The sequence below is a fragment of the Pseudomonas sp. Y24-6 genome, assembly GCF_020295325.1.
GTDB lineage: Bacteria > Pseudomonadota > Gammaproteobacteria > Pseudomonadales > Pseudomonadaceae > Aquipseudomonas > Aquipseudomonas gregormendelii.
The window spans coordinates 170,655-194,299 of record NZ_JACBXG010000005.1; the positions used below are offsets into that span (position 1 = coordinate 170,655).

The following is a 23,645-nucleotide window of genomic DNA, read 5'->3' on the forward strand; positions in this document are numbered from 1 at the left end:
AAGAGTACAAACTCCCCGGCGCTTGTCTGGCCGCCCGTGATCGGCCTTGCGCTCACCGCAACTGACCTGATTAGGAGAATCATCATGGCTTTCGAATTGCCGCCGCTGCCTTACGCACACGATGCCCTGCAGCCGCACATTTCCAAGGAAACACTGGAATACCACCACGACAAGCACCACAACACCTACGTCGTGAACCTGAACAACCTGGTGCCAGGCACCGAGTTCGAAGGCAAGACCCTGGAGGAAATCGTCAAGTCTTCCTCGGGCGGTATCTTCAACAACGCCGCTCAGGTCTGGAACCACACTTTCTACTGGAACTGCCTGGCGCCAAACGCCGGCGGTCAACCAACCGGCGCCCTGGCTGAAGCCATCAACGCTTCGTTCGGTTCGTTCGACAAGTTCAAGGAAGAGTTCAGCAAGACGTCCATCGGCACCTTCGGTTCCGGTTGGGGCTGGCTGGTGAAAAAGGCTGACGGTTCCCTGGCCCTGGCCAGCACCATCGGTGCCGGCAACCCACTGACCAATGGCGATACCCCGCTGCTGACCTGCGACGTCTGGGAACATGCTTACTACATCGACTACCGCAACGTTCGTCCGAAATACGTCGAAGCGTTCTGGAACCTGGTCAACTGGAAATTCGTGGCTGAGCAGTTCGAAGGCAAAACCTTCACCGCTTAAGATCGACACCCCATAAAAAACCCGGCTTCGGCCGGGTTTTTTTATGGGGGCGCAAAGACCGGTCTAACATCAACCCGAGGAAAAAATCATCCAGCCGCCCTCAAGTTCCAGGGCCCGCCTGACGACACAGTGCTGATCAGCAGAAAACCTCAGGCAACTGTATTTTCGCCAGGCAGCAGGCAAAATCTCCCGCGGATGAATGTCCCTTTGACTGCCATCACGGGATTGCCAATACTCATGGCAACTTGATGCTACCCGCACGGAACAAGGAATAGCCTTTTGAAGCTGGAACTCAAGAACAGCTTGTCGGTGAAGTTGCTCCGGGTCGTGCTCCTGTCGGCATTGATCGTCGGCGTGGTCTTGAGCTGCGCGCAGATCGTCTTCGATGCCTATAAGACACGCCAGGCCGTGGCCAACGATGCCGAGCGCATCCTCGACATGTTTCGTGACCCCTCCACCCAGGCCGTCTACAGCCTGGACCGCGAGATGGGCATGCAGGTCATCGAAGGTCTTTTTCAGGACGACGCCGTGCGCCAGGCCTCCATCGGCCATCCCAACGAGGCGATGCTCGCGCAGAAATCCCGCGACCTGCAGCATTCCGAGAGCCGTTGGCTGACTGACCTGATTCTTGGCAAGGAACGCACCTTCACCACGCAACTGGTGGGACGCGGCCCGTACAGCGAATATTACGGCGACCTGAGTATCACCCTCGACACCGCCACCTATGGCCAGGGGTTTATCGTCAGCTCGGTGATCATCTTCATCTCCGGGGTCCTACGGGCACTGGCCATGGGCCTGGTGTTGTATCTGGTGTATCACTGGCTGCTGACCAAACCACTGTCGCGGATCATCGAGCACCTGACTGAAATCAACCCGGACCGACCCAGCGAACACAAGATTCCCCAGCTCAAGGGGCACGAGAAGAACGAACTGGGTATCTGGATCAACACCGCCAACCAGTTGCTGGAGTCCATCGAGCGCAACACGCATCTGCGCCACGAAGCGGAAAACAGCCTGCTGCGCATGTCGCAGTACGATTTCCTGACCGGCCTGCCAAACCGCCAGCAGCTGCAGCATCAATTGGACAAGATCCTGGTGGACGCCGGCAAGTTGCAGCGCCGGGTGGCGGTGCTGTGCGTGGGCCTCGATGACTTCAAGGGTATCAACGAACAGTTCAGCTACCAGACCGGCGACCAACTGTTGCTGGCCCTTGCCGATCGCCTGCGGGCCCACAGCGGACGCCTTGGCGCACTGGCCCGTCTCGGCGGTGACCAGTTCGCCCTGGTCCAGGCCGACATCGAACAGCCCTATGAAGCGGCGGAACTGGCCCAGAGCATTCTCGACGATCTCGAAGCCGCGTTTGCTCTTGATCATCAGGAAATTCGCCTGCGCGCGACCATCGGCATCACCCTGTTTCCCGAGGATGGCGACAGCACTGAAAAGCTGCTGCAGAAAGCCGAGCAGACCATGACCCTGGCCAAGACCCGCTCGCGCAACCGCTACCAGTTTTACATCGCCAGCGTCGACACCGAGATGCGCCGCCGTCGCGAGTTGGAAAAAGACCTGCGCGATGCCCTGGCCCGCGACCAGTTCTATCTGGTTTACCAACCCCAGATCAGCTACCGGGAAAACCGCGTGGTGGGTGTCGAGGCGTTGATTCGCTGGCAGCATCCCGAGCACGGGCTGGTCCCGCCAGACCTGTTCATCCCGCTGGCAGAGCAGAACGGCACCATTATCGCCATCGGCGAGTGGGTACTGGATCAAGCCTGCAAGCAACTACGCGACTGGCATGACCAAGGCTTCATCGACCTGCGCATGGCGGTCAACCTGTCCACCGTGCAACTGCACCACGCCGAACTGCCAAGGGTGGTCAACAACCTGCTGCAGATGTATCGCCTGCCACCGCGCAGCCTGGAACTGGAAGTCACGGAAACCGGCCTGATGGAAGACATCAGCACCGCCGCCCAGCACCTGCTGAGCCTGCGTCGCTCCGGCGCCTTGATTGCGATCGATGACTTCGGTACCGGGTACTCGTCGCTCAGTTACCTCAAGAGCCTGCCGCTGGACAAGATCAAGATCGACAAGAGCTTCGTCCAGGACCTGCTGGACGATGACGACGATGCCACGATCGTCCGGGCGATCATCCAGCTGGGCAAAAGCCTGGGCATGCAGGTGATTGCCGAGGGCGTGGAAACGGCAGAGCAGGAGGCCTACATCATCTCCGAGGGTTGCCACGAGGGGCAGGGCTATTTCTACAGCAAGCCATTGCCGGCGCGAGAGTTGAGCGCCTACCTCAAGCAGGCGCAGCGCAGCAATGCTGTGATCCTATAGGTGGGTGAACAAGAAATATTTACAGCCACAACCCTTTACAGATAATGCGAAAGATTTGCATTATGTCGCAGTTTTGCGCGCTTGCTGCGCCATTCCACCCCCTTCTCGAAGCAGGATGTTCGCCATGATTCGTATGCCTCTGGCTACCGCCAGTCTGTTGGCCATCGCTATTTCCCTCGCCGGTTGTGGCGAAGGCAAAGACAAAGCTGCCGCTCCAGCGCCGACTCCAGCCGCCACTACCACAGCCCCGGCCGCTGCGCCGGCGCCTGCTGCTGCCGGCAAGGTCGACGAAGCCGCCGCCAAAGCCGTTGTCGCGCATTACGCCGACATCGTCTTCGCCGTCTACAGCGATGCCGAATCCACCGCGAAAACCCTGCAGAGCGCTGTCGACGCCTTCCTCGCCAAGCCGAACGCCGACACCCTGAAAGCGGCCAAAGCTGCCTGGGTTGCTGCTCGCGTACCTTACCTGCAGAGCGAAGTATTCCGCTTCGGCAACACCATCATCGACGACTGGGAAGGTCAGGTGAACGCCTGGCCACTCGACGAAGGCCTGATCGACTATGTCGACAAGTCCTACGAGCACGCACTGGGCAACCCGGGCGCGACGGCCAACATCATTGCCAACACTGAAGTTCAGGTCGGCGAAGACAAGATCGACGTCAAGGACATCACCCCGGAAAAACTCGCCAGCCTCAATGAGCTGGGCGGTTCCGAGGCCAACGTCGCCACTGGCTACCACGCCATCGAATTCCTGTTGTGGGGCCAGGACCTGAACGGCACCGGCCCTGGCGCTGGCAACCGTCCGGCTTCCGACTACCTCGAAGGCACTGGCGCCACCGGTGGTCACAACGATCGTCGTCGCGCCTACCTCAAGTCCGTGACCCAACTGCTGGTCAGCGACCTGGAAGAAATGGTCGGCAACTGGAAGCCGAACGTGGCCGACAACTACCGCGCGACGCTGGAAGCCGAGCCTGGTGAAACCGGCCTGCGCAAAATGCTGTTCGGCATGGGTTCCCTGTCCCTGGGCGAACTGGCGGGCGAGCGCATGAAGGTTTCCCTGGAAGCCAACTCCCCTGAAGACGAGCACGATTGCTTCAGCGATAACACCCACAACTCGCAGTTCTACGACGCCAAAGGCATCCGTAACGTATACCTGGGCGAATACACCCGCGTCGACGGTACCAAGATGACCGGCGCGAGCCTGTCGTCCCTGGTGGCCAAGGCTGATCCGGCTGCCGACAGCGCGTTGAAAGCTGACCTGGAAGCCACTGAAGCCAAGATGCAGGTCATTGTCGACCACGCCAACAAGGGTGAGCACTACGACCAGTTGATCGCGGCCGGCAACACCGCCGGCAACCAGATCGTTCGCGACGCCATTGCTTCGCTGGTCAAGCAGACCGGTTCGATCGAAGCCGCTGCTGGCAAGCTGGGCATCAGCGACCTGAACCCGGACAACGCTGATCACGAGTTCTGATCAACGCTGGCTGGATCAAAAGGCGACCTTTAGGGTCGCCTTTTTTGTTTTCGCTTCATGTTGTGCGCCAGTCCATAAAAGATCGCAGCCTTCGGCAGCTCCTGCATGGATCGGCGTACACCCGCAGGAGCTGCCGAAGGCTGCGATCTTTTCCTGCGTCACATCAACCAAACGATAATTCCTCTTATTCAATCTTCACCGCCCTGTTAGACTTTGCGCCCGTGTTTTGCTCGTTCTGCAGGATGTCTGATGCTCTCGCTGCCTCTTCGCTTATCCGCACTGTTTCTGGCCCTGTGCCTGAGTGCCTGCGATGACGCCCCGCGTTTTACCAAGGCCGAACCCGGTGAAGCCCGTTCCGGTGGCAGCGCGACTGTGCGCAAGACAGATCAGAATGCCTTTTCCCTGCCCTCCGCCAACCTTGCGCCCTCACGGCGCGTGGACTTCAGCGTCGGCAACAGCTTCTTCCGCAACCCCTGGGTGATCGCCCCTTCGACCACCACCGCACGCGACGGCTTGGGGCCTCTGTTCAACACTAACGCCTGCCAGAACTGCCACATCAAGGACGGTCGCGGCCACCCGCCCACGCCGGGTGCGGCCAACGCCGTGTCAATGTTGGTGCGCCTGTCGATCCCGGATGCGCCGGCTTATGCCAAGGTCATTGAGCAGCTCGGCGTGGTCCCGGAGCCCGTCTACGGCGGTCAATTGCAGGACATGTCAGTACCGGGCGTGGTTCCTGAAGGCAAGGTGCGAGTCGATTACACCCCAGTGCCTGTGCGTTTCAAGGACGGCACTGAAATCGAGCTGCGCAAACCCAGCTTGCAGATCAGCCAGCTCGGCTACGGCCCGATGCACCCCGACACGCGTTTCTCGGCACGGGTCGCTCCGCCGATGATCGGCTTGGGTCTGCTCGAAGCCATCCCTGAAGCCGCCATCCTGGCCAACGCCCAAGCGCAGGCCAAGGAGAACCGGGGCATCAGCGGACAGCCCAATTGGGTCTGGGACGACGTGCAGCAAAAAGCCGTTCTGGGTCGATTTGGCTGGAAAGCCGGGCAACCGAATCTGAATCAGCAGAACGTCCACGCGTTTTCCGGTGACATGGGCCTCACAACCAGCCTAAGGCCCATCGATGACTGCACCGACGCGCAAACCGCGTGCAGGCAGGCGCCCAACGGTAATGGCCCCGATGGCGAGCCGGAAGTCAGCGACAACATCCTGCGCCTGGTGCTGTTCTACAGCCGCAACCTGGCTGTCCCAGCCCGTCGCGATGTCAGCGCGCCGGAGGTGCTGGCGGGCAAGAGCCTGTTTTTCCAGGCCGGGTGCCAGTCCTGCCACACCCCCAAATACACCACCGCAGCGACGGCCGCAGAACCTGAACTGGCCAATCAGGTGATCCGCCCCTACAGCGACCTGCTGCTACATGACATGGGCGAAGGCCTTGCCGACAACCGTACCGAATTCCAGGCCAGTGGCCGCCAATGGCGCACCCCGCCGTTGTGGGGCATCGGCCTCACGCAGGCGGTCAGTGGCCATACCCAGTTTTTGCATGACGGCCGCGCCCGCAGTCTGCTCGAAGCCGTGCTCTGGCATGGCGGCGAAGCCAAGGCGGCGCAGCAACAGGTGTTGTCTTTCAACGCCGAGCAGCGCGCTGCGTTGCTGGCGTTCCTGAATTCCCTTTAATAAGCGTTCACTCAGCGGGAGCCTTACATGTTCCGTCCCAAATTATTGTTCACCAGCCTTGCCGCCCTCGCCCTCGGCGCCTGCTCCCCGCAGGACCCACAGGCCGTCACGTCGGCGGCAATCGCCAAATCGGTGATCCTGCCTACGTATACCCGCTGGGTGGAAGCCGATCGCCAATTGGCTGTCAGTGCCCTCGCCTACTGCGAAGGCAAGGAAAATCTCGACACGGCACGCAAGGACTTCCTGCATGCGCAAAAGGCCTGGGCCGAGTTGCAACCGCTGCTGATCGGCCCCCTGGCCGAGGGCAATCGTGCCTGGTCCGTGCAGTTCTGGCCGGACAAGAAAAACCTGGTCGGTCGTCAGGTCGAGCAACTGGTCACCGCGCAGCCGCAGATCGACGCTGCTACCCTCGCCAAATCGAGTGTTGTGGTGCAAGGACTGTCGGCCTACGAATACATCCTGTTCGACAGCAAGCCTGACGTTGCCAACGATGCGCAGAAAGCCAAATACTGCCCATTGCTCAAGGCGATCGGCGAACATCAGAAACTGCTGGCCGAAGACATTCTCAAAAGCTGGAACAACACCGACGGCATGCTCGCGCAGATGAGCAAGTTCCCCAACCAGCGCTACGCCGACTCCCATGAGGCCATCGCCGATCTGCTGCGAGTACAGGTGACCGCCCTCGACAGCCTGAAGAAAAAACTCGGCACGCCGATGGGCCGCCAGAGCAAGGGCGTGCCACAACCGTTCCAGGCCGATGCATGGCGCAGCCATTCCTCCCTGAGCGGCCTGGAAGCCAGCCTTGCCGCCGCCAAGACCGTTTGGGAAGGTGTCGACAACAAAGGCCTGCGCGGCCTGTTGCCGAGCGAGCAGAAGCCCCTGGCCGACAAGATCGACGCCGCTTACGCTGCATCCCTGAAACTGTTCGCCAGCAATCAGCGCACGTTGGCCGAAATGCTCGGTGACGACGCCGGTCGCCAGCAACTCAACGATATCTATGACAGCCTCAACGTTGTCCATCGCCTGCACGAAGGCGAGCTGGCCAAGGCGCTGGGCATCCAACTGGGCTTCAACGCCAACGACGGTGACTGATGAGGGCGACTGCGATGCTGCGACGTCAGGCTCTGACTTTAGGTAGCTTGCTGCTGGGAGCAGTGACACTGGGCGGCTGGACGCTGTTCAAGCAAAAGGACAAGAGCCCTCTGCTGCTCTCGGCGCGGGACGACACCGATGGCAAGCACTATGCGGTCGGGTATCGTCTGGACGGCACTCAGGTGTTCGCCACGCAGGTTGGCCAGCGTTGCCATGACATCATCAATCATCCAACAGAGCCGATGGCCTTGTTCGTGGCCCGTCGCCCAGGTACCGAGAGTTACCTGATCGACCTGCGCGACGGCACTGTGCTGCAAACCGTGACCTCGCTGCCCAACCGGCACTTCTACGGCCACGCAGTGATCCACAGCAGCGGCGAATGGCTGTACGCCACCGAAAACGATACCTCCGATCCCGGTCGAGGCCTGCTCGGGGTGTACCGTTTCGAGGGCCGGCGTCTGGTCCACAGCGGCGAGATCTCCACCCACGGTATCGGTCCGCACCAAGTGTCATGGATGCCCGATGGCGAGACCCTGGTGGTGGCCAACGGCGGCATTCGTACCGAGGCCGAGAGCCGGGTCGAAATGAATCTGAACGCCATGGAGCCGAGCCTGGTGCTGATGAAACGCGACGGGACCCTGCTGAGCAAGGAAACCCTCGCCCAGCAGATGAACAGTGTGCGACACCTGGGCATCGCCAACGACGGCACCATCGTCGCCGGCCAGCAATTCATGGGGCCGTCCCACGAATCCTCGGAGTTGTTGGCGATCAAGCGGCCCGGCCAGCCATTCGTGGCGTTCCCTGTGCCTGAACACCAGTTGCAGGCGATGGGTCATTACACCGCAAGCGTGGCGGTTCACAGTGACTTGCGCCTGGTGGCGCTGACTGCGCCACGGGGCAACCGCTTTTTCATCTGGGACCTGGACAGCGGCGAAGTGCGCCTGGATGCGCCGCTTCCCGATTGCGCCGGGGTCGGTGCGGTGGCTGATGGTTTTGTCGTGACCTCGGGCCAGGGCCGCTGCCGGTACTACGATTGCCGCCAGGCGGACCTGCTGGCAAAACCCCTGGAACTGCCTGCAGGGCTCTGGGATAACCATCTGCACCTGATGACGTAATAGCGCCAAAAGATCGCAGCCTTCGGCACCCCTGCACTGGAATGCGCTCAACCTGCAGGGGCTGCCGAAGGCTGCGATCTTTTCAGGCCAACGCCCGTCGAAAGCCGTCCCCCTGTAAGTTCTATCAGTTGGAATCCCCCCGCCACTCGGAGTAATGTGCCGGTCTGTATGCCCTGATTTTCTCCAAGGAAGTGGAAATATGCTGCGCCGTCGCATGCTGATCATGTTGGGTGTTGTGCTGTTGATCGTGTTGGTCCTGGCCGCCTACAAGGCCTTCTCCATCTACACGATGATCCAAGGCTTCTCTGCGCCAAAGCCGCCGACCAGCGTCGCCGTGGCCACCGCCACCGAGCAGCCCTGGCAAGCCCGCCTGCCTACCGTTGGCACCCTCAAGGCGCTGCAGGGCGTAGACCTGAGCCTGGAAATCGCCGGCACCGTCACCGAGGTGCAGTTTGAGTCTGGACAGAAGGTCAAGGCCGGCCAGCCGATTGTGCAACTCGACAGCGCCGTCGAAAGCGCACTGCTGGAAACCGCCCAGGCTGACCTCGGGCTGGCCCAGGTCGACTACAACCGCGGCAGCCAGCTGGTGGGCAGCCAGGCCATCTCCAAAGGCGAGTTCGACAGGCTCTCTGCCGTGTTCAAGAAGAACAAGGCCACGGTCAATCAGCTCAAGGCTTCACTGGCAAAGAAGCGCATTCTTGCGCCCTTCAGCGGCACCATCGGCATCCGCCAGGTGGACGTTGGCGACTATGTGGCCAGCGGCACGGTGATCGCCACGTTGCAGGATCTCACCAGCCTGTACGTCGATTTTTTCCTGCCTGAGCAATCGGTACCGAAAATCGCGGTGGGCCAGGCGGTGCAGATCGTGGTTTCCGCCTACCCGGCCCAGACGTTCCCCGGCACCATCAGCGCGATCAACCCGAAAGTCGAGAACACCACCCGTAACGTGCAAGTGCGCGCCACCCTGGCCAACCCCGAGGGCAAGCTGCTGCCAGGCATGTTCGCCAGCCTGCAGGTCCTGCTGCCGGATCCGCAGCTGCGCATCGTCGTGCCGGAGAGTGCTATCACCTATACCCTCTACGGCAACTCGCTGTACGTGGTGGCGCAGAAAAAAGCCGAAGACGGCACAGTCGAGAAAGACGACAAGGATCAGCCGATCCTCATCGCCGAACGGCGTTTCATCGAAACCGGCGAGCGCCGCGATGGGCTGGTGATGATTAACAAAGGTGTGCAAAAGGGTGAAAAAGTGGTCACCGCCGGCCAGATCAAACTGGACAACGGCGCACCCATCGCAATCAGCGACGACAAGACTTTAGCCGAGCAGAACAGCCCGCCGCGCGCGGACTGATCAAGGAATCCCCATGGCTTTTACCGACCCGTTCATCCGCCGCCCGGTGCTCGCCACCGTGGTCAGCCTGTTGATTGTGCTGCTGGGCTTCCAGGCCTGGAGCAAACTGCCCCTGCGCCAGTACCCGCAGATGGAAAACGCACTGATCACGGTGACCACCGCCTACCCCGGGGCGAACGCCGAAACTATCCAGGGCTACATCACCCAGCCGATGCAACAAAGCCTGGCCAGCGCCGAAGGCATTGACTACATGACCTCGGTCAGTCGCCAGAACTTCTCGGTCATCTCGATTTATGCGCGCATCGGCGCCAACAGCGACCGCCTGTTCACCGAACTGCTGGCCAAGGCCAACGAGGTCAAGAACCAGCTGCCCCAGGACGCTGAAGACCCGGTGCTGAGCAAGGAGGCCGCCGACGCTTCGGCCTTGATGTACATCAGCTTCTTCAGCACGGAACTGAACAACCCGCAGATCACCGACTACCTGTCGCGGGTGATCCAGCCGAAGCTGGCCACCCTGCCCGGCATGGCCGAAGCCGAGATTCTCGGCAACCAGGTGTTCGCCATGCGCCTGTGGCTGGACCCGGTGAAGCTGGCCGGCTTTGGCCTGACCGCCAGCGACGTGACCAACGCGGTTCGGCAATACAACTTTCTCTCCGCCGCCGGTGAAGTGAAAGGCGAGTATGTAGTCACCAGCATCAACGCCAACACCGAGCTCAAGTCTGCTGAAGCCTTCGCCGCGATTCCGTTGAAGATCGACGGCGACAGCCGCGTGCTGCTCAGCGATGTCGCCCGGGTGGAGATGGGCGCGGAGAACTACGACACCATCAGTTCCTTCGGGGGCACCCCGTCGGTGTACATCGGCATCAAGGCCACGCCGGGCGCCAACCCGCTGGACGTGATCAAGGAAGTACGCAAGATCATGCCGGACCTGGAGGCCCAACTGCCGCCGAACCTCAAGGGTGAGATCGCCTATGATGCGACCTTGTTCATCCAGGCCTCGATTGATGAGGTGGTCAAGACGCTCTTCGAAGCCGTACTCATCGTCATCGTCGTCGTATTCCTGTTCCTGGGTGCGCTGCGCTCGGTGGTGATCCCGGTGGTGACCATCCCGCTGTCGATGATTGGCGTAATGTTCTTCATGCAGATGATGGGTTACTCGATCAACCTGCTGACCCTGCTGGCCATGGTCCTGGCGATCGGCCTGGTGGTGGACGATGCCATCGTGGTGGTGGAAAACATCCACCGATATATCGAGGAAGGCAAGACGCCCATGGATGCCGCCCTTGAGGGCGCCAGGGAAATCGCCATGCCGGTGGTTTCCATGACCATCACCCTGGCGGCGGTCTATGCGCCCATCGGCTTCCTCACCGGACTGACCGGGGCGTTGTTCAAGGAGTTTGCCCTCACACTGGCCGGCGCGGTAGTTATCTCGGGTATCGTCGCGCTGACCCTATCGCCGATGATGTGCGCTTTTTTGCTGCGTCACGATGAAAATCCCAGTGGATTTGCCCGTCGCCTGGACCGGGCTTTCGAAACCATCAAGCGCCGTTATCAGAAAATGTTGCACGGCACCCTGAACACCCGGCCTGTGGTGCTGGTGTTCGCGGTCATCGTGTTGTGCCTGATTCCGGTATTGCTCAAGTTCACCAAGTCCGAGCTGGCCCCCGACGAAGACCAGGGCATTATTTTCATGCTGGCCAACGCGCCGCAGCCGACCAACCTCAATTACCTCAACGCCTACACCGACGAGTTCATCCAGATCTTCAAGGAGTTCCCGGAATACTACTCCTCGTTCCAGATCAATGGTTTCAGCGGCGTGCAATCGGGGATTGGCGGTTTCCTGCTAAAGCCATGGAATGAGCGCAGCCGCACCCAGATGGAAATCCTGCCGGAGGTCCAGGCCAGGCTGGGGAATATTTCCGGCTTGCAGGTGTTCGGCTTCAACCTGCCCTCCCTGCCGGGTACGGGAGAGGGCCTGCCCTTCCAGTTCGTGATCAACTCTGCCAACGACTATGAGTCACTGCTGCAAGTCATGGACAGGGTGAAGAAGCGAGCCATGGAGTCAGGCAAGTTTGCTTTCGTCGACGTCGACCTGGCGTTCGACAAACCTGAAGTGGTGGTGGATATCGATCGGGCAAAAGCGGCGCAGATGGGCGTGTCGATGCAGGACCTGGGTGGCACGCTGGCGACCATGCTCGGCGAAGCGGAGATCAACCGCTTCACCATCGAAGGCCGCAGCTACAAGGTGATCGCCCAGGTCGAGCGTCCCTTCCGCGACAACCCCGACTGGCTGAACAACTACTACGTCAGGAACACCAAGGGTGAGCTCCTGGCCCTGTCGACCCTGATCACCATCACTGACCGCGCGCGTCCGCGGCAACTCAACCAGTTCCAGCAACTCAACTCGGCGATCCTGTCCGGGGTGCCATTGGTGAGCATGGGTGAAGCCCTCGACACCGTGCGCCAGATCGCCTTGGAGGAAGCGCCGGCAGGGTTCTCCGTGGATTACGCCGGCGCCTCAAGGCAATTCATCCAGGAAGGCAGCGCGCTGTGGGTAACCTTTGCCCTGGCCCTGGCGATTATCTTCCTGGTGCTGGCCGCCCAGTTCGAGAGTTTCCGCGATCCGCTGGTGATTCTGGTGACGGTGCCGCTGTCGATTTGCGGGGCGTTGATCCCGCTGTTCCTGGGTTGGTCGAGCATGAACATCTATACCCAGGTGGGGTTGGTGACGCTCATCGGGCTGATCAGCAAGCACGGGATCCTGATCGTCGAATTTGCCAACCAGCTGCGCAAGGAAAAGGGCCTGTCGCCTCGCGAGGCGGTGGAAGAAGCGGCGGCGATTCGCTTGCGACCGGTGCTGATGACCACGGCGGCGATGGTGTTCGGCATGGTGCCGCTGATCATTGCCACGGGCGCGGGCGCGGTGAGCCGGTTCGATATCGGTACGGTGATTGCCACAGGGATGTCGATCGGGACGTTGTTTACGTTGTTTGTGTTGCCATGCGTGTACACATTGCTGGCCAAACCCGACAAAGCCTAAAGTCAAAAGATCGTCCGATCGCGGCCAAAGCCTCCGGCAGCTCCGACAGGTTTACGCGGTCCCCATGTAGGAGCTGCCAAAGGCTGCGATCTTTTGAACGTGCTTACAAAACAAAAGGCCCCGCATACGCGAGGCCTTTTATTTTGGCTTCAATCCAGTCAACTTTGCGGCCTCATTCCCTGTGATAGTCCGAACATGAACAGCAACAAGTCATGGTCAGGCTGGGAGGCCACGCTTGCCTTGGCAACCCGTGGCATTGGACAGTGAGCGTCGCCGCCCACTGAACTGAGGACCTGCGAGCGGGGCTGCTCCCAAGCCGCCACCGCGATTGAAGCAACTGCCAAGGCTCCTATGAGAAACAAACCTCGTGCAATTTCGAGTTTCATCGCTATAAACCCTTGATAGCGCTGCCAAACGCCGTCTCATAAAAATAGACGAGTTTCTGCCAGTCCGCCGAGCTGAACGACGAATGGCGACGCAGTTGCTTCATGTCATGGGCGCCAGCCTGACGAGCGGTCAGGCGCTGCCGGCATTTCTCCAGATCGATCAATGCAATCTCGACCGTAGCCGCCTCGCCTTCTCCGCTGACACGCACGAAAACATGCTTGATGTAGATGCAGCTGTGCTGCCAGCGTCCTTTGTGCATGCGCGCCAGGTTGTCCGCCAGATCCTTCAGGACCCGGTCGTGAACGACCTCGCCATGGCGCTCACGGCCACCGCCGGCATACCAGTGTTCGATTTCCTCAAAGCCATCCAGGGATTTGGTGACCAGCAATGCACGCCACTTGTGAACGGGGTCGCGTTGAGCGCCGCAGAACACCACCTGCGGTACCCGCACGCCGATCTTGTGCAGACCGGTCAGCGCATCCAGCTCGCGCAATACAGTCGGCCGACCGAAGGGGTGCAGCCAGCTGCGGTAGATGTGCCCGGTCTGCCGCTTGGCATACAACAGTTGCCCGTCGCTGCCCCTGACCCGCTGCACGCCGCTTTCACCACCGCGCCGCACATTGGGTTCTTCTACCCATTCACCGCGCTGATTCCAGAAATAGTCGAACCGCTCATCGGCATCGACATCCGCTTCTGGTGCACATTGCACTGCCATCCTGTTACCTCTTGCGTAATACGTAAACTCGCCACATGGCATAGAGCGGTAAAAAATCCAGCCGTTCCTGAATGCGGAAACCGGCTTGCTCAAATTCTTTTTCGACCGTAACAACCGGTAACACAAAACGGTTCTGGTAACCTTCCTGTCCGCGAGTGCTCTCCGAGCGCTTGCGTTTCCAGGCCTTGAAATTGCCGTCCACCCACAGAGAAATAATCACGCTGTCACGGGTGACTCGCTCGAATTCACGCAAAATGGCCAATCGATGCTCGGCCTCACCGATGTGGTGCAGCAGACGCATGCAAAAAATACTGTCGACGGCGTTATCGGGTAAGGCAATGTCGAATGCAGACGTCTGCAAGGGTTGTACCCTTTTCACCACGTCGGCAGGTTGCGCCTGCATAGCGACGTTGAGCATCGATTCGGAGTTGTCGGCTCCGATAATGGCTCGATTGCTCTTCTCAGCCAGCAAGGACCAGAAACGTCCGGCACCACAGGGTAAATCAAGGACCAGTCCGGGCTCGCCCGCCAGCGTCAGCGCTTTACGCGCCAGCTGAATATCCCGCCAATGAGACAGGCGGCGGCCCAAACCGTTCTTATGTTTCTGAAGGTATCTTAAAGCATGTTGATCGTCATACTTTTTGGAAAAATCGAGTTTGATCGGATTGTCCATAGCCAAGTTTCCTAAATGCTGATGAAGACCACCATAGGTAGGGCCGTGTCAGCGTCAGGTCATGACTTTGTGAAAGATTTGTTATGTAAAACCCTGAAGTATTTCAGGGTTTTACATGGCGCGCATAATCTCTATGGGCCAGTGTTGCAGGAAGGGATCAGTCAGCTCACATCCACCGGACGCAGCTCTACCTTAAATCGGCAGCCGTTGGGCTCCATCGTGGTCAGGCTGACGCTCCAGCCCTGGTTCTCGCAGATCCTTTGCACCAGCGAAAGCCCCAGGCCCAGGCCTTCGCCGCGTTTCTCGGCACCCCGCACGAACGGCTCGAACATCGCCTCGCGTTTTTCTTCGGGAATACCGACCCCACTGTCTTCTACAAGGAACCCCGTCGGCGTCAGGGTCAGGCGAATGAACCCCTGTTCGGTGTAATGCAGTGCATTGCGCAACAGGTTGCCCATCACCGCATGCAGGAGGGTGGCGTTGTAGCGGGTGCCGGCCGGATCGCCCGGCACAAACTGCAACTCCAGCCCTTTGTTCTCGATCGGCTCGCGCCAGAGGTTGAGCAAACCGTCGGCCACTTCGCTGAGATTTTGTTGAGGTGCCATGCTGACATCCTCGCGTTGCGCGCGGGCCAATACGAGGAAAGTTTGCACCAGCTCGCGCATTTCTGCGCAGGCGCGGGCGATGCGCTCGACCTGCGCGCGCCCACGCTGGTCGATAGCAGGATTCTCCAGCAACAGTTCGCAGGAACTGGCCAGCACCATCAATGGCGTGCGCAGCTCGTGACTGACGTCACTGGTGAACAACCGCTCCCGAGTCAACGCCTGGCGCAGGCGCCCGAGCGTGGCGTCGAAGGCCACGGCCAGTTCGCCCACTTCATCAGCGGCGTAGTCTGGTGCAAGCGGTGGCGCCATACCCAGCAGCTGGTCGCGATGGCGCACTTGCCGGGCCAGGCGCACTACCGGCGCCATGACCTTGCGCGCCAGCACCCAGCCGAGAAATACCGCCAGCGCCAGGCTCAGGACAAAGCCCACCAGCACCACGGCAAACAGCACCCGCTCGCGTTCTTCGAAATCGCTCTGGTCCTGCAGCAACACGTAGCGCCGGCCGTCGACGACCTCGACCATCGCGTGATACGACAGCTGCTCACGAAACACTTCGTGGAATCCCGGGTCCAGGTGGCGCAGGTCCTTGGGTACATCGAAATCACCCGGGCCGCCGCTGAAATAGAACAGCTGGTCCGGCTCCGGTCGATGGCTCCAATCCGCCACACTGTCCATCAACAGCAGACGCTGCAGGTCACCGCCCAGTCCCGCGGAAATCAGTTTTTCCTCGACCAGGTGCACAGTCGCGACGATGCCCATGGCAAAGGCGCCCGCCACCAGCGCGCTCATCAACGCAAAGGCGATGATGATCCGTTGAGCGAGGCTCTGTCTAAACTCCATCTCGACCCTCGGCCAGGCGATAACCGACACCGTGCACTGTTTGCAACAAGGGTTTGGCGAACGGTTTGTCGATCACCTGGCGCAACTGGTGGACATGACTGCGCAGGCTGTCGCTGTCCGGGCAATCATCACCCCACAGCGCTTCTTCGAGAATTTCGCGGCGCAGCACGTGTGGACTTTTTTGCATCAGCACCGCGAGCAATTTCAGGCCCACCGGGTTGAGTTTGAGCAGGCGCCCTTCACGAGTGACCTCCAGGGTATCGAGGTCATACTGCAAGTCACCGACCTGCAGGGTTCGGCGGCCGCCACCCTGGGCACGGCGCATAACGGCTTCGATGCGTGCTGCCAGCTCGGACAGCGCAAAGGGTTTGACCAGGTAGTCATCAGCGCCGGACTTGAACCCCTGCAGTCGGTCGTCCAGCTGATCGCGCGCGGTCAGCATGATCACCGGGGTGTCGCGGCGCGCGTCTTCGCGTAGCCGTTTGCACAACGTGTAGCCATCGATGCCGGGCAGCATGATGTCGAGCACGATCAAGTCGTAATGCTCGGTGGCGGCCAGGTGCAGACCCGACAAGCCGTCCTGCGCGCAATCCACGGTGTAACCCTTGAGCCCCAGGTAATCGGCCAGATTGGCGAGGATATCGCGGTTGTCTTCAACCAATAGAATTCGCATGGGCACTGCTCCGTACACAGCCGTGTTGGCCCGCGCAGCTTACGGCCAAGCGCGGCCCACGGCTAGGGTTGCTTGCATGGGGTTGGCGTTGACGAGTTTTTCACTGGCGATTCACACCCGTATCACGTCAACGGGCTCAAGCTCTGCGCGCCAGCGCTTTCCAGCACATCTATCGACCAAGGAAACACCATGGTGACCACCTCTGTTCGCCCCGCCTCACGCCCGCTCAACTTCTGGGCGTGCCTGGGGGTACCCGCCGTTGCGGCAATCATCCTGGTGTTGCTCGAACTGACTTCACTGGATATGGATTTGGCCAGGCTGTTTTATGATCCGGTGGCCGGGCAGTTTATCGGGCGCCACAGCTACTTGCTGGAGGACATCCTGCATGACCGCGCCAAGCAAGTGGTCATAGGCTTTTCGGTGTTCGCCATACTGGGCTTCACCGGGGCGTTTTTCATCGACAGGCTCAAACCATTCAAGCGCGAGCTGGGTTGCCTGGTCCTGTCACTGGCGCTGGCCACTTCCTTTGTTACGCCCATGAAAGCGGTCACGGCCGTGCAGTGCCCCTGGAGCCTCGAACAATTCGGCGGGCATGAGACCTACAGTGAATTGCTCAGCCCGCGGCCCGCCACCGACAAACCTGGCCGGTGCTGGCCGGGAGGGCATGCGGCCACCGGCTTTACCTTGTTCGCCTTGTTCTTCGCCCTGCGTGATCGTCGCCCGCGCCTGGCGCGGCAGGCGTTCGTATTCGCCTTTGCCCTGGGCACGGTGTTTTCGGTGAGCCGGATGATGCAAGGCGCACACTTCTTTTCCCATAACGTGTGGACCGCAATTTTCTGCTGGCTGATATGTCTTGGGGCTTATTACTACATTCTGTATCGGCCGGGTTCGGAGGTTGAAGCTGCTGGCAAAGCCGAAGCGGTCGGCGCCTGACGGAAGATCAAAAGATCGCAGCCTTCGGCAGCTCCTACAGGGTGATCGCGTATTCTGTAGGAATTGCCGAAGGCTCGGGCCGCGATCGGACGATCTTTTGACTCTGATGTTTGTAACAGCCAATAAAAAACCCCGCCTGCTTCACGCAGGCGGGGTTTTTATGAAGGGGTAAGGCTGGCTTACATCATGCCGCCCATACCGCCCATGCCGCCCATGTCTGGCATACCGCCGCCAGCTGGAGCGTCGTCCTTGATCTCGGCGATCATGGCTTCGGTGGTGATCATCAGGCTGGCGATGGAAGCCGCTGCCTGAAGAGCCGAACGAGTCACTTTAGCCGGGTCAAGGATACCCATTTCGATCATGTCGCCGTATTCGCCGGTAGCAGCGTTGTAACCGTAGTTACCCGAACCCTGCTTGACCTTGTCGACTACTACGCTTGGCTCGTCGCCGGAGTTGGCAACGATCTGGCGCAGTGGCGCTTCAACAGCGCGACGCAGCAACTGGATACCAACGTCTTGATCGGCGTTGTCGCCTTTCAATTCGGAGATAGCCTGCAGAGCGCGAACCAGTGCCACGCCGCCGCCAGGTACCACGCCTTCTTCAACGGCTGCACGGGTAGCGTGCAGGGCGTCTTCAACGCGGGCTTTCTTCTCTTTCATTTCAACTTCGGAACCAGCGCCAACCTTGATCACTGCAACGCCGCCGGACAGCTTGGCCAGACGCTCTTGCAGTTTTTCACGGTCGTAGTCGGACGAAGTGTCAGCCACTTGCTGACGGATCTGCAGGACGCGAGCCTGGATATCAGCCTCAACGCCGGCACCGTCGATCACGGTGGTATTTTCTTTCGACAGGATCACGCGCTTGGCATTACCCAGGTGTTCCAGGGTAGTGCTTTCCAGGCTCAGACCGATCTCTTCGGAGATTACGGTACCGCCAGTCAGAACAGCGATGTCCTGCAGCATGGCCTTGCGACGGTCGCCGAAGCCTGGAGCCTTGACGGCTGCGACTTTAACGATGCCACGCATGTTGTTCACAACCAGAGTCGCCAGGGCTTCGCCTTCAACGTCTTCAGCAACGATCAGCAGTGGACGGCCGGCTTTTGCAACGGCTTCCAGTACTGGCAACATTTCGCGGATGTTGGAGATTTTTTTGTCGACCAGCAGGATCAGCGGACCGTCGAGCTCGGCAGTCATGGTTTCTGGCTTGTTGACGAAGTACGGAGACAGGTAACCACGGTCGAACTGCATGCCTTCAACAACCGACAGTTCGTTTTCCAGGCCCGAGCCTTCTTCAACGGTGATCACGCCTTCTTTACCGACTTTTTCCATGGCTTCGGCAATGATGTCGCCGATGGAGCTGTCGGAGTTGGCCGAGATGGTGCCGACCTGAGCGATGGCCTTGGTGTCAGCGCAAGGCTTGGACAGGGCTTTTAGCTCTTTGACGATAGCGATGGTCGCTTTGTCGATGCCGCGCTTGAGGTCCATCGGGTTCATGCCGGCAGCGACGGCTTTCAGGCCTTCGTTGACGATCGATTGAGCCAGAACGGTAGCGGTGGTGGTGCCGTCGCCTGCGTCATCGTTGGCACGGGAGGCAACGTCTTTGACCAGCTGCGCGCCCATGTTTTCGAAGCGATCTTTCAGCTCGATTTCTTTGGCTACGGAAACGCCGTCCTTGGTGATGGTCGGAGCGCCGAAGCTCTTCTCGATGATCACGTTACGGCCTTTAGGGCCCAGGGTCGCTTTTACTGCGTCAGCCAGGACGTTGACACCGGCGAGCATTTTCTTGCGGGCGGAATCGCCGAATTTAACTTCTTTAGCAGCCATGATCGATATTCCTTAAATACTTTGTAGTAGCGGGAAAATGAGCGGGGTATCAGCCTTCGATAACAGCGAGAATCTCGTTCTCAGCCATTACCAGCAGGTCTTCGCCGTCAACTTTCACAGTGTTGCTGCCGGAGTAAGGGCCGAACACAACCTTGTCACCCACTTTCACGGCCAGCGCACGCACTTCACCGTTGTCCAGCACGCGGCCGGTACCGACAGCGAGGATCTCGCCGCTGTTGGCTTTTTCAGCAGCCGAACCTGGCAGGACGATACCGCCAGCGGTTTTCTTTTCTTCTTCGCTGCGACGGATGACGACGCGGTCATGCAGAGGACGAAGCTTCATTGTCGATCTCTCCTAATTGTGGTTTTCATCGGCCGGTGTAGTCCCGGCGGGTTTAACAAATCCGGCGGTGCCGGGTGCGTCTCGACGAGCGTGACGCGGAAGTCTGTCTGGCGTGATCGCCAGAAACCTTGCGGTGACCGTTACATAAGGGCGCATCAGCTTATTACAAGGGCGGGCATTGAAAATTTTTTAGCTGGAGCCTGCAAATGCGCACGGCACCCGAGGGTGCCGTGTCGATGGAAGGTGTTACTTGGAATCGCGGTGTTCGAACTCGCCTTCGATCACATCGGGCTCACGACCCAGCGGTTGTCGTGGAGCGGGGCCGCCCCGGGGCTGCAGGTCGTCGGCAAATGCGCGCTGACGGATCGCCGCTTCTTCGGCGCGCTGGCGCATCTTGTTGGCCAGCAGTCGACGGGAGATCGGCAGCAGCATGATCAGGCCCAGGACGTCGGTGACGAAACCCGGCAGGATCAACAGACCACCGGCCAGAGCCAACATCAGGCCCTCAAGCATGGTCTGGGCAGGCAGTTCGCCGCGGTTCAGACTCTCACGAGCACGCAACGCAGTGGCCAGCCCGGCGATACGCAGCACGAACACGCCGAGCATCGAGCCGAGAATCACCAGGAGCAGGGCAGGGAAAAACCCGATCGCCCCACTCACCTTGACGAATACGAACAGCTCCAACACCGGAAACAGTACAAAGAGCAATAAAAAAGGGCGCATCAAATGGTTCCTCAACGCAAGAATGCCTTGCCAGTAATCCCTAGATGACGTCGCCATTTCGTGAATTCAAGCGCCGGCCACCGGATTTTTTGGCCAATGCTCGGCGTGAGCCAGGAAAACCAAGGCTTCGCGTACTTGTGTCGGCGTATTACACGGCGTTTGGAAAGGTAGCCAGTACAGGCTCTGACCGATCCGCAGGTGCATGCCTTCGGTGTCGATACCCGCCAGCAGGGCCGGCTCGGTTTTCGGCAGGCCGGCCAGTTCGACATAGTGCGCGATGGCTTTGCCGTGATCGGCGTTCATGTGCTCGACCATGCTCGCTTCCGCCTTACCGGCGAAGGGGTTGGCCAGGGTCAGTTGGTCCACCCAGTGGATCGCGCCGAAACCGCCGATGTAGCGATGGCGCACGGGCTTGAGCATCCAGAAGTCGAAATCATGGGCCTGGTGATAATTTTGCGAATCGGGGAAATAGCGGTAATAACGCTCGGCAGCAGCCTCGATGGCTGCAGGGTCCTCGATTTTATCGGCTTCGGCGAGGTAGGTCAGGCGGCCGACGGCCTGCACGTCTTCAGCGCCACGCTCGCCCACGAACAACGAACATTTTGGATCTTTGTGCAAGTTATGGGTGTGCTGGGCGATGCGGCTGATCAGGATCAGCGGCCGCCCCTGCTCGTCCAGGCAATACGGGACGACAGAACCGAACGGAAAACCAGGCATGGCCTTGGAATGGGTCGACAGCACTCCACGGTATTCCTTGAGAAGCAATTCTCGGGCATTCTTGGCCGCTTCAACGCTCAATTTATGACTCCTTATATAGAATCCGTCGTAAAAACGGACGGGCGACTGAGTAAAGGTTTCCAGTCGCCATCGGGCAATTCTCATGTGCAACCCGTCCACGACCGGTGCAGATAAGGGCGGCTCTCTAGAAGGAAGACCTCTCAAACTGCGACCAGGGCATGCGAATGCAACTCACTGACAAAGTAATCATTATCACTGGCGGTTGCCAGGGTTTAGGCCGTTCGATGGCCGAGTATTTCGCAACAAAAGGCGCCAGACTGGCGCTGGTGGACTTGAATCAGGAAAAACTCGACGCTGCGGTTGCCGCATGCAAGACCCAAGGGGTCGAGGCCCGTGCCTATCTGTGCAACGTCGCCAATGAAGAACAGGTGACGCACATGGTCGCCCAGGTAGCCGAGGATTTCGGCGCAATCCATGGCCTGATCAACAACGCCGGCATCCTGCGTGATGGCTTGCTGCTAAAGGTCAAGGACGGCGAAATGAGCAAGATGAGCCTGGCCCAGTGGCAGGCGGTTATCGACGTGAACCTGACCGGCGTGTTCCTGTGTACCCGTGAGGTCGCGGCGAAAATGGTCGAGCTGAACAACAGCGGCGCGATCATTAACATCTCGTCGATTTCCCGCGCTGGCAACGTCGGCCAGACCAACTATTCTGCAGCCAAGGCCGGTGTCGCCGCAGCCACCGTGACCTGGGCCAAGGAACTGGCTCGCTACGGCATCCGCGTGGCGGGCATTGCGCCAGGCTTTATCGAAACCGAGATGACCCTGGGCATGAAGCCTGAAGCGCTGGAGAAAATGACTGCCGGTATTCCGCTCAAGCGCATGGGCAAACCGGACGAGATCGCGCATTCGGCAGCTTATATCTTCGAGAACGACTACTACACCGGGCGGATTCTGGAGATGGATGGCGGGTTGCGCATCTAAAGCAAGATCAAGAGATCGCAGCCTCGCTTCGCTCGACAGCTCCTACAGGGAATGCCCCCTCTCCCGTAGGAGCTGTGTAGGAGCTGTGTAGGAGCTGTCGAGTGAAACGAGGCTGCGATCTTTTAACATGCGACGCCGATCAGCCAATCAGCAGATCAGCAGATCAATCGTCGCTGATGGTAATGTTCGGCATCGCCGGCGAAGCCGCTTCCTGCAGCACAATGCGCGCGCCTACATGGCGAGCCAGTTCCTGATACACCAGCGCAATCGGGCTGTCCGGCTCGGCGATTACCGTCGGCTTGCCACCATCGGCCTGCTCACGGATGGCCATCGCCAGCGGCAACGAGGCCAGCAGTTCAACGCCGTACTGGTTGGCCAGCTTCACCCCCCCGCCTTCACCGAACAGATGCTCGGCATGCCCGCAATTGGAGCAGATGTGCACGGCCATGTTTTCCACTACACCCAGTACCGGAATGTTGACCTTGCGGAACATTTCGACGCCTTTGCGGGCGTCCAGCAGGGCCAGGTCCTGCGGGGTGGTGACGATCACGGCACCCGCCACCGGGACTTTCTGCGCCAGGGTCAACTGGATGTCGCCGGTGCCTGGCGGCATGTCGATGACCAGGTAATCCAGGTCGCCCCAAGCGGTTTGTGTCACCAGCTGCAACAACGCACCGGACACCATCGGGCCGCGCCACACCATGGGTGTGTTGTCGTCGGTGAGGAACGCCATCGACATCACTTCAACGCCATGGGACTCGATCGGCACAAACCATTTCTGATCCTTGACCTTGGGCCGCGTGCCCTCGGCAATACCGAACATGATGCCTTGGCTCGGGCCGTAGATGTCCGCGTCGAGAATACCGACCTTGGCGCCTTCGCGCGCCAGCGCCAGCGCCAGGTTGGCGGCGGTGGTGGACTTGCCGACGCCGCCTTTGCCAGAGGCTACGGCGACAACGTTCTTCACGTTGGCCAGGCCCGGAATCTGCGCCTGGGCCTTGTGGGCGGCGATGACGCTGGTGATATCAACACGGGCGCTGCTCACGCCGTCCAGGTTCTGGATAGCCATTTCCAGCATCTGCGCCCAGCCCGTCTTGAACAGACCGGCGGCGTAACCGAGCTCCAGCTGGACGCTGACCCGATCACCCTGGATGTCGATGTTGCGCACGCACCCGGCGCTGACCGGGTCCTGGTTCAGGTATGGGTCGGTGTATTGGCGAAGGACGGCTTCCACCGCTGCGCGATTGACGGCGCTCATGGGCAACTCCGATAGCAAGACTGGAAAAACAGGCGGGTATCGTACCTGTTCTGATCGTTGCGCGGGATGCCGAGAAAAGATCGTCCGAACGCGGCCCGAGCCTTCGGCAGCGCCTGCGCGCCTGTGGGCGCCGCCGAGGGCGGCGATCTTTTGGCCGCACCACCGATTCAATCATCGGAGGAAACGACCTCAC

At 60.0% G+C, this 23,645-nt stretch carries 21 protein-coding genes; 10 read left to right on the forward strand and 11 right to left on the reverse strand.

What is annotated here, in order from left to right:
* The first annotated feature begins 84 nt into the window (after nt 1-84).
* From HYI44_RS11745 to HYI44_RS11755, 3 genes are all read left to right on the forward strand, one after another.
* Nucleotides 85-681, forward strand: coding sequence for a superoxide dismutase (locus tag HYI44_RS11745; protein ID WP_008034365.1), 597 nt, complete (start codon nt 85-87; stop codon nt 679-681).
* 279 nt (nt 682-960) lie between these two features.
* Nucleotides 961-3,012 (forward strand): putative bifunctional diguanylate cyclase/phosphodiesterase, encoded by a 2,052-nt coding sequence (locus HYI44_RS11750; RefSeq protein WP_122840095.1) that lies wholly within the window; start codon nt 961-963, stop codon nt 3,010-3,012.
* A gap of 124 nt (nt 3,013-3,136) precedes the next feature.
* Nucleotides 3,137-4,486, forward strand: a complete 1,350-nt coding sequence (locus HYI44_RS11755; RefSeq protein WP_122840094.1) for an imelysin family protein — start codon at nt 3,137-3,139, stop codon at nt 4,484-4,486.
* Nucleotides 4,487-4,501: 15 nt separating this feature from the next.
* Here HYI44_RS11755 and HYI44_RS11760 read toward each other — a convergent pair whose 3' ends face one another.
* Entirely contained in the window at nt 4,502-4,657 is a 156-nt protein-coding gene (locus HYI44_RS11760) for a hypothetical protein (RefSeq protein WP_225569478.1), read from the reverse strand.
* Nucleotides 4,658-4,735: 78 nt separating this feature from the next.
* Here HYI44_RS11760 and HYI44_RS11765 point away from each other — a divergent pair, with 78 nt between their 5' ends.
* The 5 genes from HYI44_RS11765 to HYI44_RS11785 all read left to right on the forward strand — a co-directional run bounded on the left by HYI44_RS11765 (nt 4,736) and on the right by HYI44_RS11785 (nt 12,758).
* Complete coding sequence (locus HYI44_RS11765; RefSeq protein WP_225569479.1) at nt 4,736-6,163, forward strand: di-heme oxidoredictase family protein; 1,428 nt, start codon at nt 4,736-4,738, stop codon at nt 6,161-6,163.
* Between the two features lie 27 nt (nt 6,164-6,190).
* Nucleotides 6,191-7,255 (forward strand): imelysin family protein, encoded by a 1,065-nt coding sequence (locus HYI44_RS11770; protein ID WP_045057977.1) that lies wholly within the window; start codon nt 6,191-6,193, stop codon nt 7,253-7,255.
* A gap of 14 nt (nt 7,256-7,269) precedes the next feature.
* The gene (locus HYI44_RS11775) at nt 7,270-8,370 is read left to right on the forward strand and encodes a DUF1513 domain-containing protein (RefSeq protein WP_122840091.1); all 1,101 of its coding nucleotides are present in this window, start codon (nt 7,270-7,272) and stop codon (nt 8,368-8,370) included.
* A 199-nt stretch (nt 8,371-8,569) separates the two neighbouring features.
* Nucleotides 8,570-9,718: an efflux RND transporter periplasmic adaptor subunit gene (locus HYI44_RS11780; protein WP_122840090.1), complete on the forward strand. Its 1,149-nt coding sequence runs from the start codon at nt 8,570-8,572 to the stop codon at nt 9,716-9,718.
* A gap of 13 nt (nt 9,719-9,731) precedes the next feature.
* Nucleotides 9,732-12,758, forward strand: a complete 3,027-nt coding sequence (locus tag HYI44_RS11785; RefSeq protein ID WP_225569480.1) for a multidrug efflux RND transporter permease subunit — start codon at nt 9,732-9,734, stop codon at nt 12,756-12,758.
* Nucleotides 12,759-12,916: 158 nt separating this feature from the next.
* Here the strand turns inward: HYI44_RS11785 and HYI44_RS11790 are convergent, their stop codons facing one another.
* The 5 genes from HYI44_RS11790 to colR form a co-directional block, all read right to left on the reverse strand.
* The gene (locus HYI44_RS11790; RefSeq protein ID WP_122840088.1) at nt 12,917-13,144 is read right to left on the reverse strand and encodes a hypothetical protein; all 228 of its coding nucleotides are present in this window, start codon (nt 13,142-13,144) and stop codon (nt 12,917-12,919) included.
* A 2-nt stretch (nt 13,145-13,146) separates the two neighbouring features.
* Complete coding sequence (locus HYI44_RS11795; RefSeq protein ID WP_225569481.1) at nt 13,147-13,860, reverse strand: lipopolysaccharide kinase InaA family protein; 714 nt, start codon at nt 13,858-13,860, stop codon at nt 13,147-13,149.
* A gap of 4 nt (nt 13,861-13,864) precedes the next feature.
* Nucleotides 13,865-14,533, reverse strand: coding sequence for a class I SAM-dependent methyltransferase (locus HYI44_RS11800; RefSeq protein ID WP_225569482.1), 669 nt, complete (start codon nt 14,531-14,533; stop codon nt 13,865-13,867).
* 161 nt (nt 14,534-14,694) lie between these two features.
* Nucleotides 14,695-15,978, reverse strand: coding sequence for a sensor histidine kinase (locus HYI44_RS11805; RefSeq protein WP_225569483.1), 1,284 nt, complete (start codon nt 15,976-15,978; stop codon nt 14,695-14,697).
* Complete coding sequence (colR, locus tag HYI44_RS11810) at nt 15,968-16,651, reverse strand: two-component system response regulator ColR (RefSeq protein ID WP_122840084.1); 684 nt, start codon at nt 16,649-16,651, stop codon at nt 15,968-15,970. Before colR ends, HYI44_RS11805 begins: the two co-directional genes overlap by 11 nt.
* A gap of 189 nt (nt 16,652-16,840) precedes the next feature.
* Between colR and HYI44_RS11815 the strand changes: the two genes are divergently transcribed.
* A complete protein-coding gene (locus HYI44_RS11815; RefSeq protein ID WP_225569484.1) occupies nt 16,841-17,584 on the forward strand; it encodes a phosphatase PAP2 family protein in 744 nt (247 codons plus the stop codon).
* A 179-nt stretch (nt 17,585-17,763) separates the two neighbouring features.
* Here the strand turns inward: HYI44_RS11815 and groL are convergent, their stop codons facing one another.
* The 4 genes from groL to HYI44_RS11835 form a co-directional block, all read right to left on the reverse strand.
* The gene (gene groL, locus HYI44_RS11820; RefSeq protein ID WP_045057988.1) at nt 17,764-19,407 is read right to left on the reverse strand and encodes a chaperonin GroEL; all 1,644 of its coding nucleotides are present in this window, start codon (nt 19,405-19,407) and stop codon (nt 17,764-17,766) included.
* 49 nt (nt 19,408-19,456) lie between these two features.
* Entirely contained in the window at nt 19,457-19,750 is a 294-nt protein-coding gene (locus HYI44_RS11825; RefSeq protein WP_019827816.1) for a co-chaperone GroES, read from the reverse strand.
* Nucleotides 19,751-19,996: 246 nt separating this feature from the next.
* Entirely contained in the window at nt 19,997-20,473 is a 477-nt protein-coding gene (locus HYI44_RS11830) for an FxsA family protein (protein WP_045057989.1), read from the reverse strand.
* 66 nt (nt 20,474-20,539) lie between these two features.
* Nucleotides 20,540-21,271: a HugZ family protein gene (locus HYI44_RS11835; protein WP_122840082.1), complete on the reverse strand. Its 732-nt coding sequence runs from the start codon at nt 21,269-21,271 to the stop codon at nt 20,540-20,542.
* A 164-nt stretch (nt 21,272-21,435) separates the two neighbouring features.
* On the opposite strand from HYI44_RS11835, the gene HYI44_RS11840 reads away from it, so the two are divergent.
* Nucleotides 21,436-22,194: an SDR family oxidoreductase gene (locus HYI44_RS11840; protein ID WP_225569485.1), complete on the forward strand. Its 759-nt coding sequence runs from the start codon at nt 21,436-21,438 to the stop codon at nt 22,192-22,194.
* 163 nt (nt 22,195-22,357) lie between these two features.
* On the opposite strand, the gene apbC is transcribed toward HYI44_RS11840, so the two are convergent.
* Entirely contained in the window at nt 22,358-23,452 is a 1,095-nt protein-coding gene (gene apbC / locus HYI44_RS11845) for an iron-sulfur cluster carrier protein ApbC (RefSeq protein ID WP_122840080.1), read from the reverse strand.
* Nucleotides 23,453-23,645: the final 193 nt, after the last annotated feature.

Coding starts and splice junctions, on each gene's coding strand:
- HYI44_RS11745 (WP_008034365.1), top strand. CDS start 85: ATGGCTTTCGAATTGCCGCCGCTGCCTTACGCACACGATGCCCTGCAG.
- HYI44_RS11755 (WP_122840094.1), top strand. CDS start 3,137: ATGATTCGTATGCCTCTGGCTACCGCCAGTCTGTTGGCCATCGCTATT.
- HYI44_RS11765 (WP_225569479.1), top strand. CDS start 4,736: ATGCTCTCGCTGCCTCTTCGCTTATCCGCACTGTTTCTGGCCCTGTGC.
- HYI44_RS11770 (WP_045057977.1), top strand. CDS start 6,191: ATGTTCCGTCCCAAATTATTGTTCACCAGCCTTGCCGCCCTCGCCCTC.
- HYI44_RS11775 (WP_122840091.1), top strand. CDS start 7,270: ATGCTGCGACGTCAGGCTCTGACTTTAGGTAGCTTGCTGCTGGGAGCA.
- HYI44_RS11780 (WP_122840090.1), top strand. CDS start 8,570: ATGCTGCGCCGTCGCATGCTGATCATGTTGGGTGTTGTGCTGTTGATC.
- HYI44_RS11785 (WP_225569480.1), top strand. CDS start 9,732: ATGGCTTTTACCGACCCGTTCATCCGCCGCCCGGTGCTCGCCACCGTG.
- HYI44_RS11790 (WP_122840088.1), bottom strand. CDS start 13,144: ATGAAACTCGAAATTGCACGAGGTTTGTTTCTCATAGGAGCCTTGGCA.
- HYI44_RS11795 (WP_225569481.1), bottom strand. CDS start 13,860: ATGGCAGTGCAATGTGCACCAGAAGCGGATGTCGATGCCGATGAGCGG.
- HYI44_RS11800 (WP_225569482.1), bottom strand. CDS start 14,533: ATGGACAATCCGATCAAACTCGATTTTTCCAAAAAGTATGACGATCAA.
- HYI44_RS11805 (WP_225569483.1), bottom strand. CDS start 15,978: ATGGAGTTTAGACAGAGCCTCGCTCAACGGATCATCATCGCCTTTGCG.
- colR (WP_122840084.1), bottom strand. CDS start 16,651: ATGCGAATTCTATTGGTTGAAGACAACCGCGATATCCTCGCCAATCTG.
- HYI44_RS11815 (WP_225569484.1), top strand. CDS start 16,841: ATGGTGACCACCTCTGTTCGCCCCGCCTCACGCCCGCTCAACTTCTGG.
- groL (WP_045057988.1), bottom strand. CDS start 19,407: ATGGCTGCTAAAGAAGTTAAATTCGGCGATTCCGCCCGCAAGAAAATG.
- HYI44_RS11825 (WP_019827816.1), bottom strand. CDS start 19,750: ATGAAGCTTCGTCCTCTGCATGACCGCGTCGTCATCCGTCGCAGCGAA.
- HYI44_RS11830 (WP_045057989.1), bottom strand. CDS start 20,473: ATGCGCCCTTTTTTATTGCTCTTTGTACTGTTTCCGGTGTTGGAGCTG.
- HYI44_RS11840 (WP_225569485.1), top strand. CDS start 21,436: ATGCAACTCACTGACAAAGTAATCATTATCACTGGCGGTTGCCAGGGT.
- apbC (WP_122840080.1), bottom strand. CDS start 23,452: ATGAGCGCCGTCAATCGCGCAGCGGTGGAAGCCGTCCTTCGCCAATAC.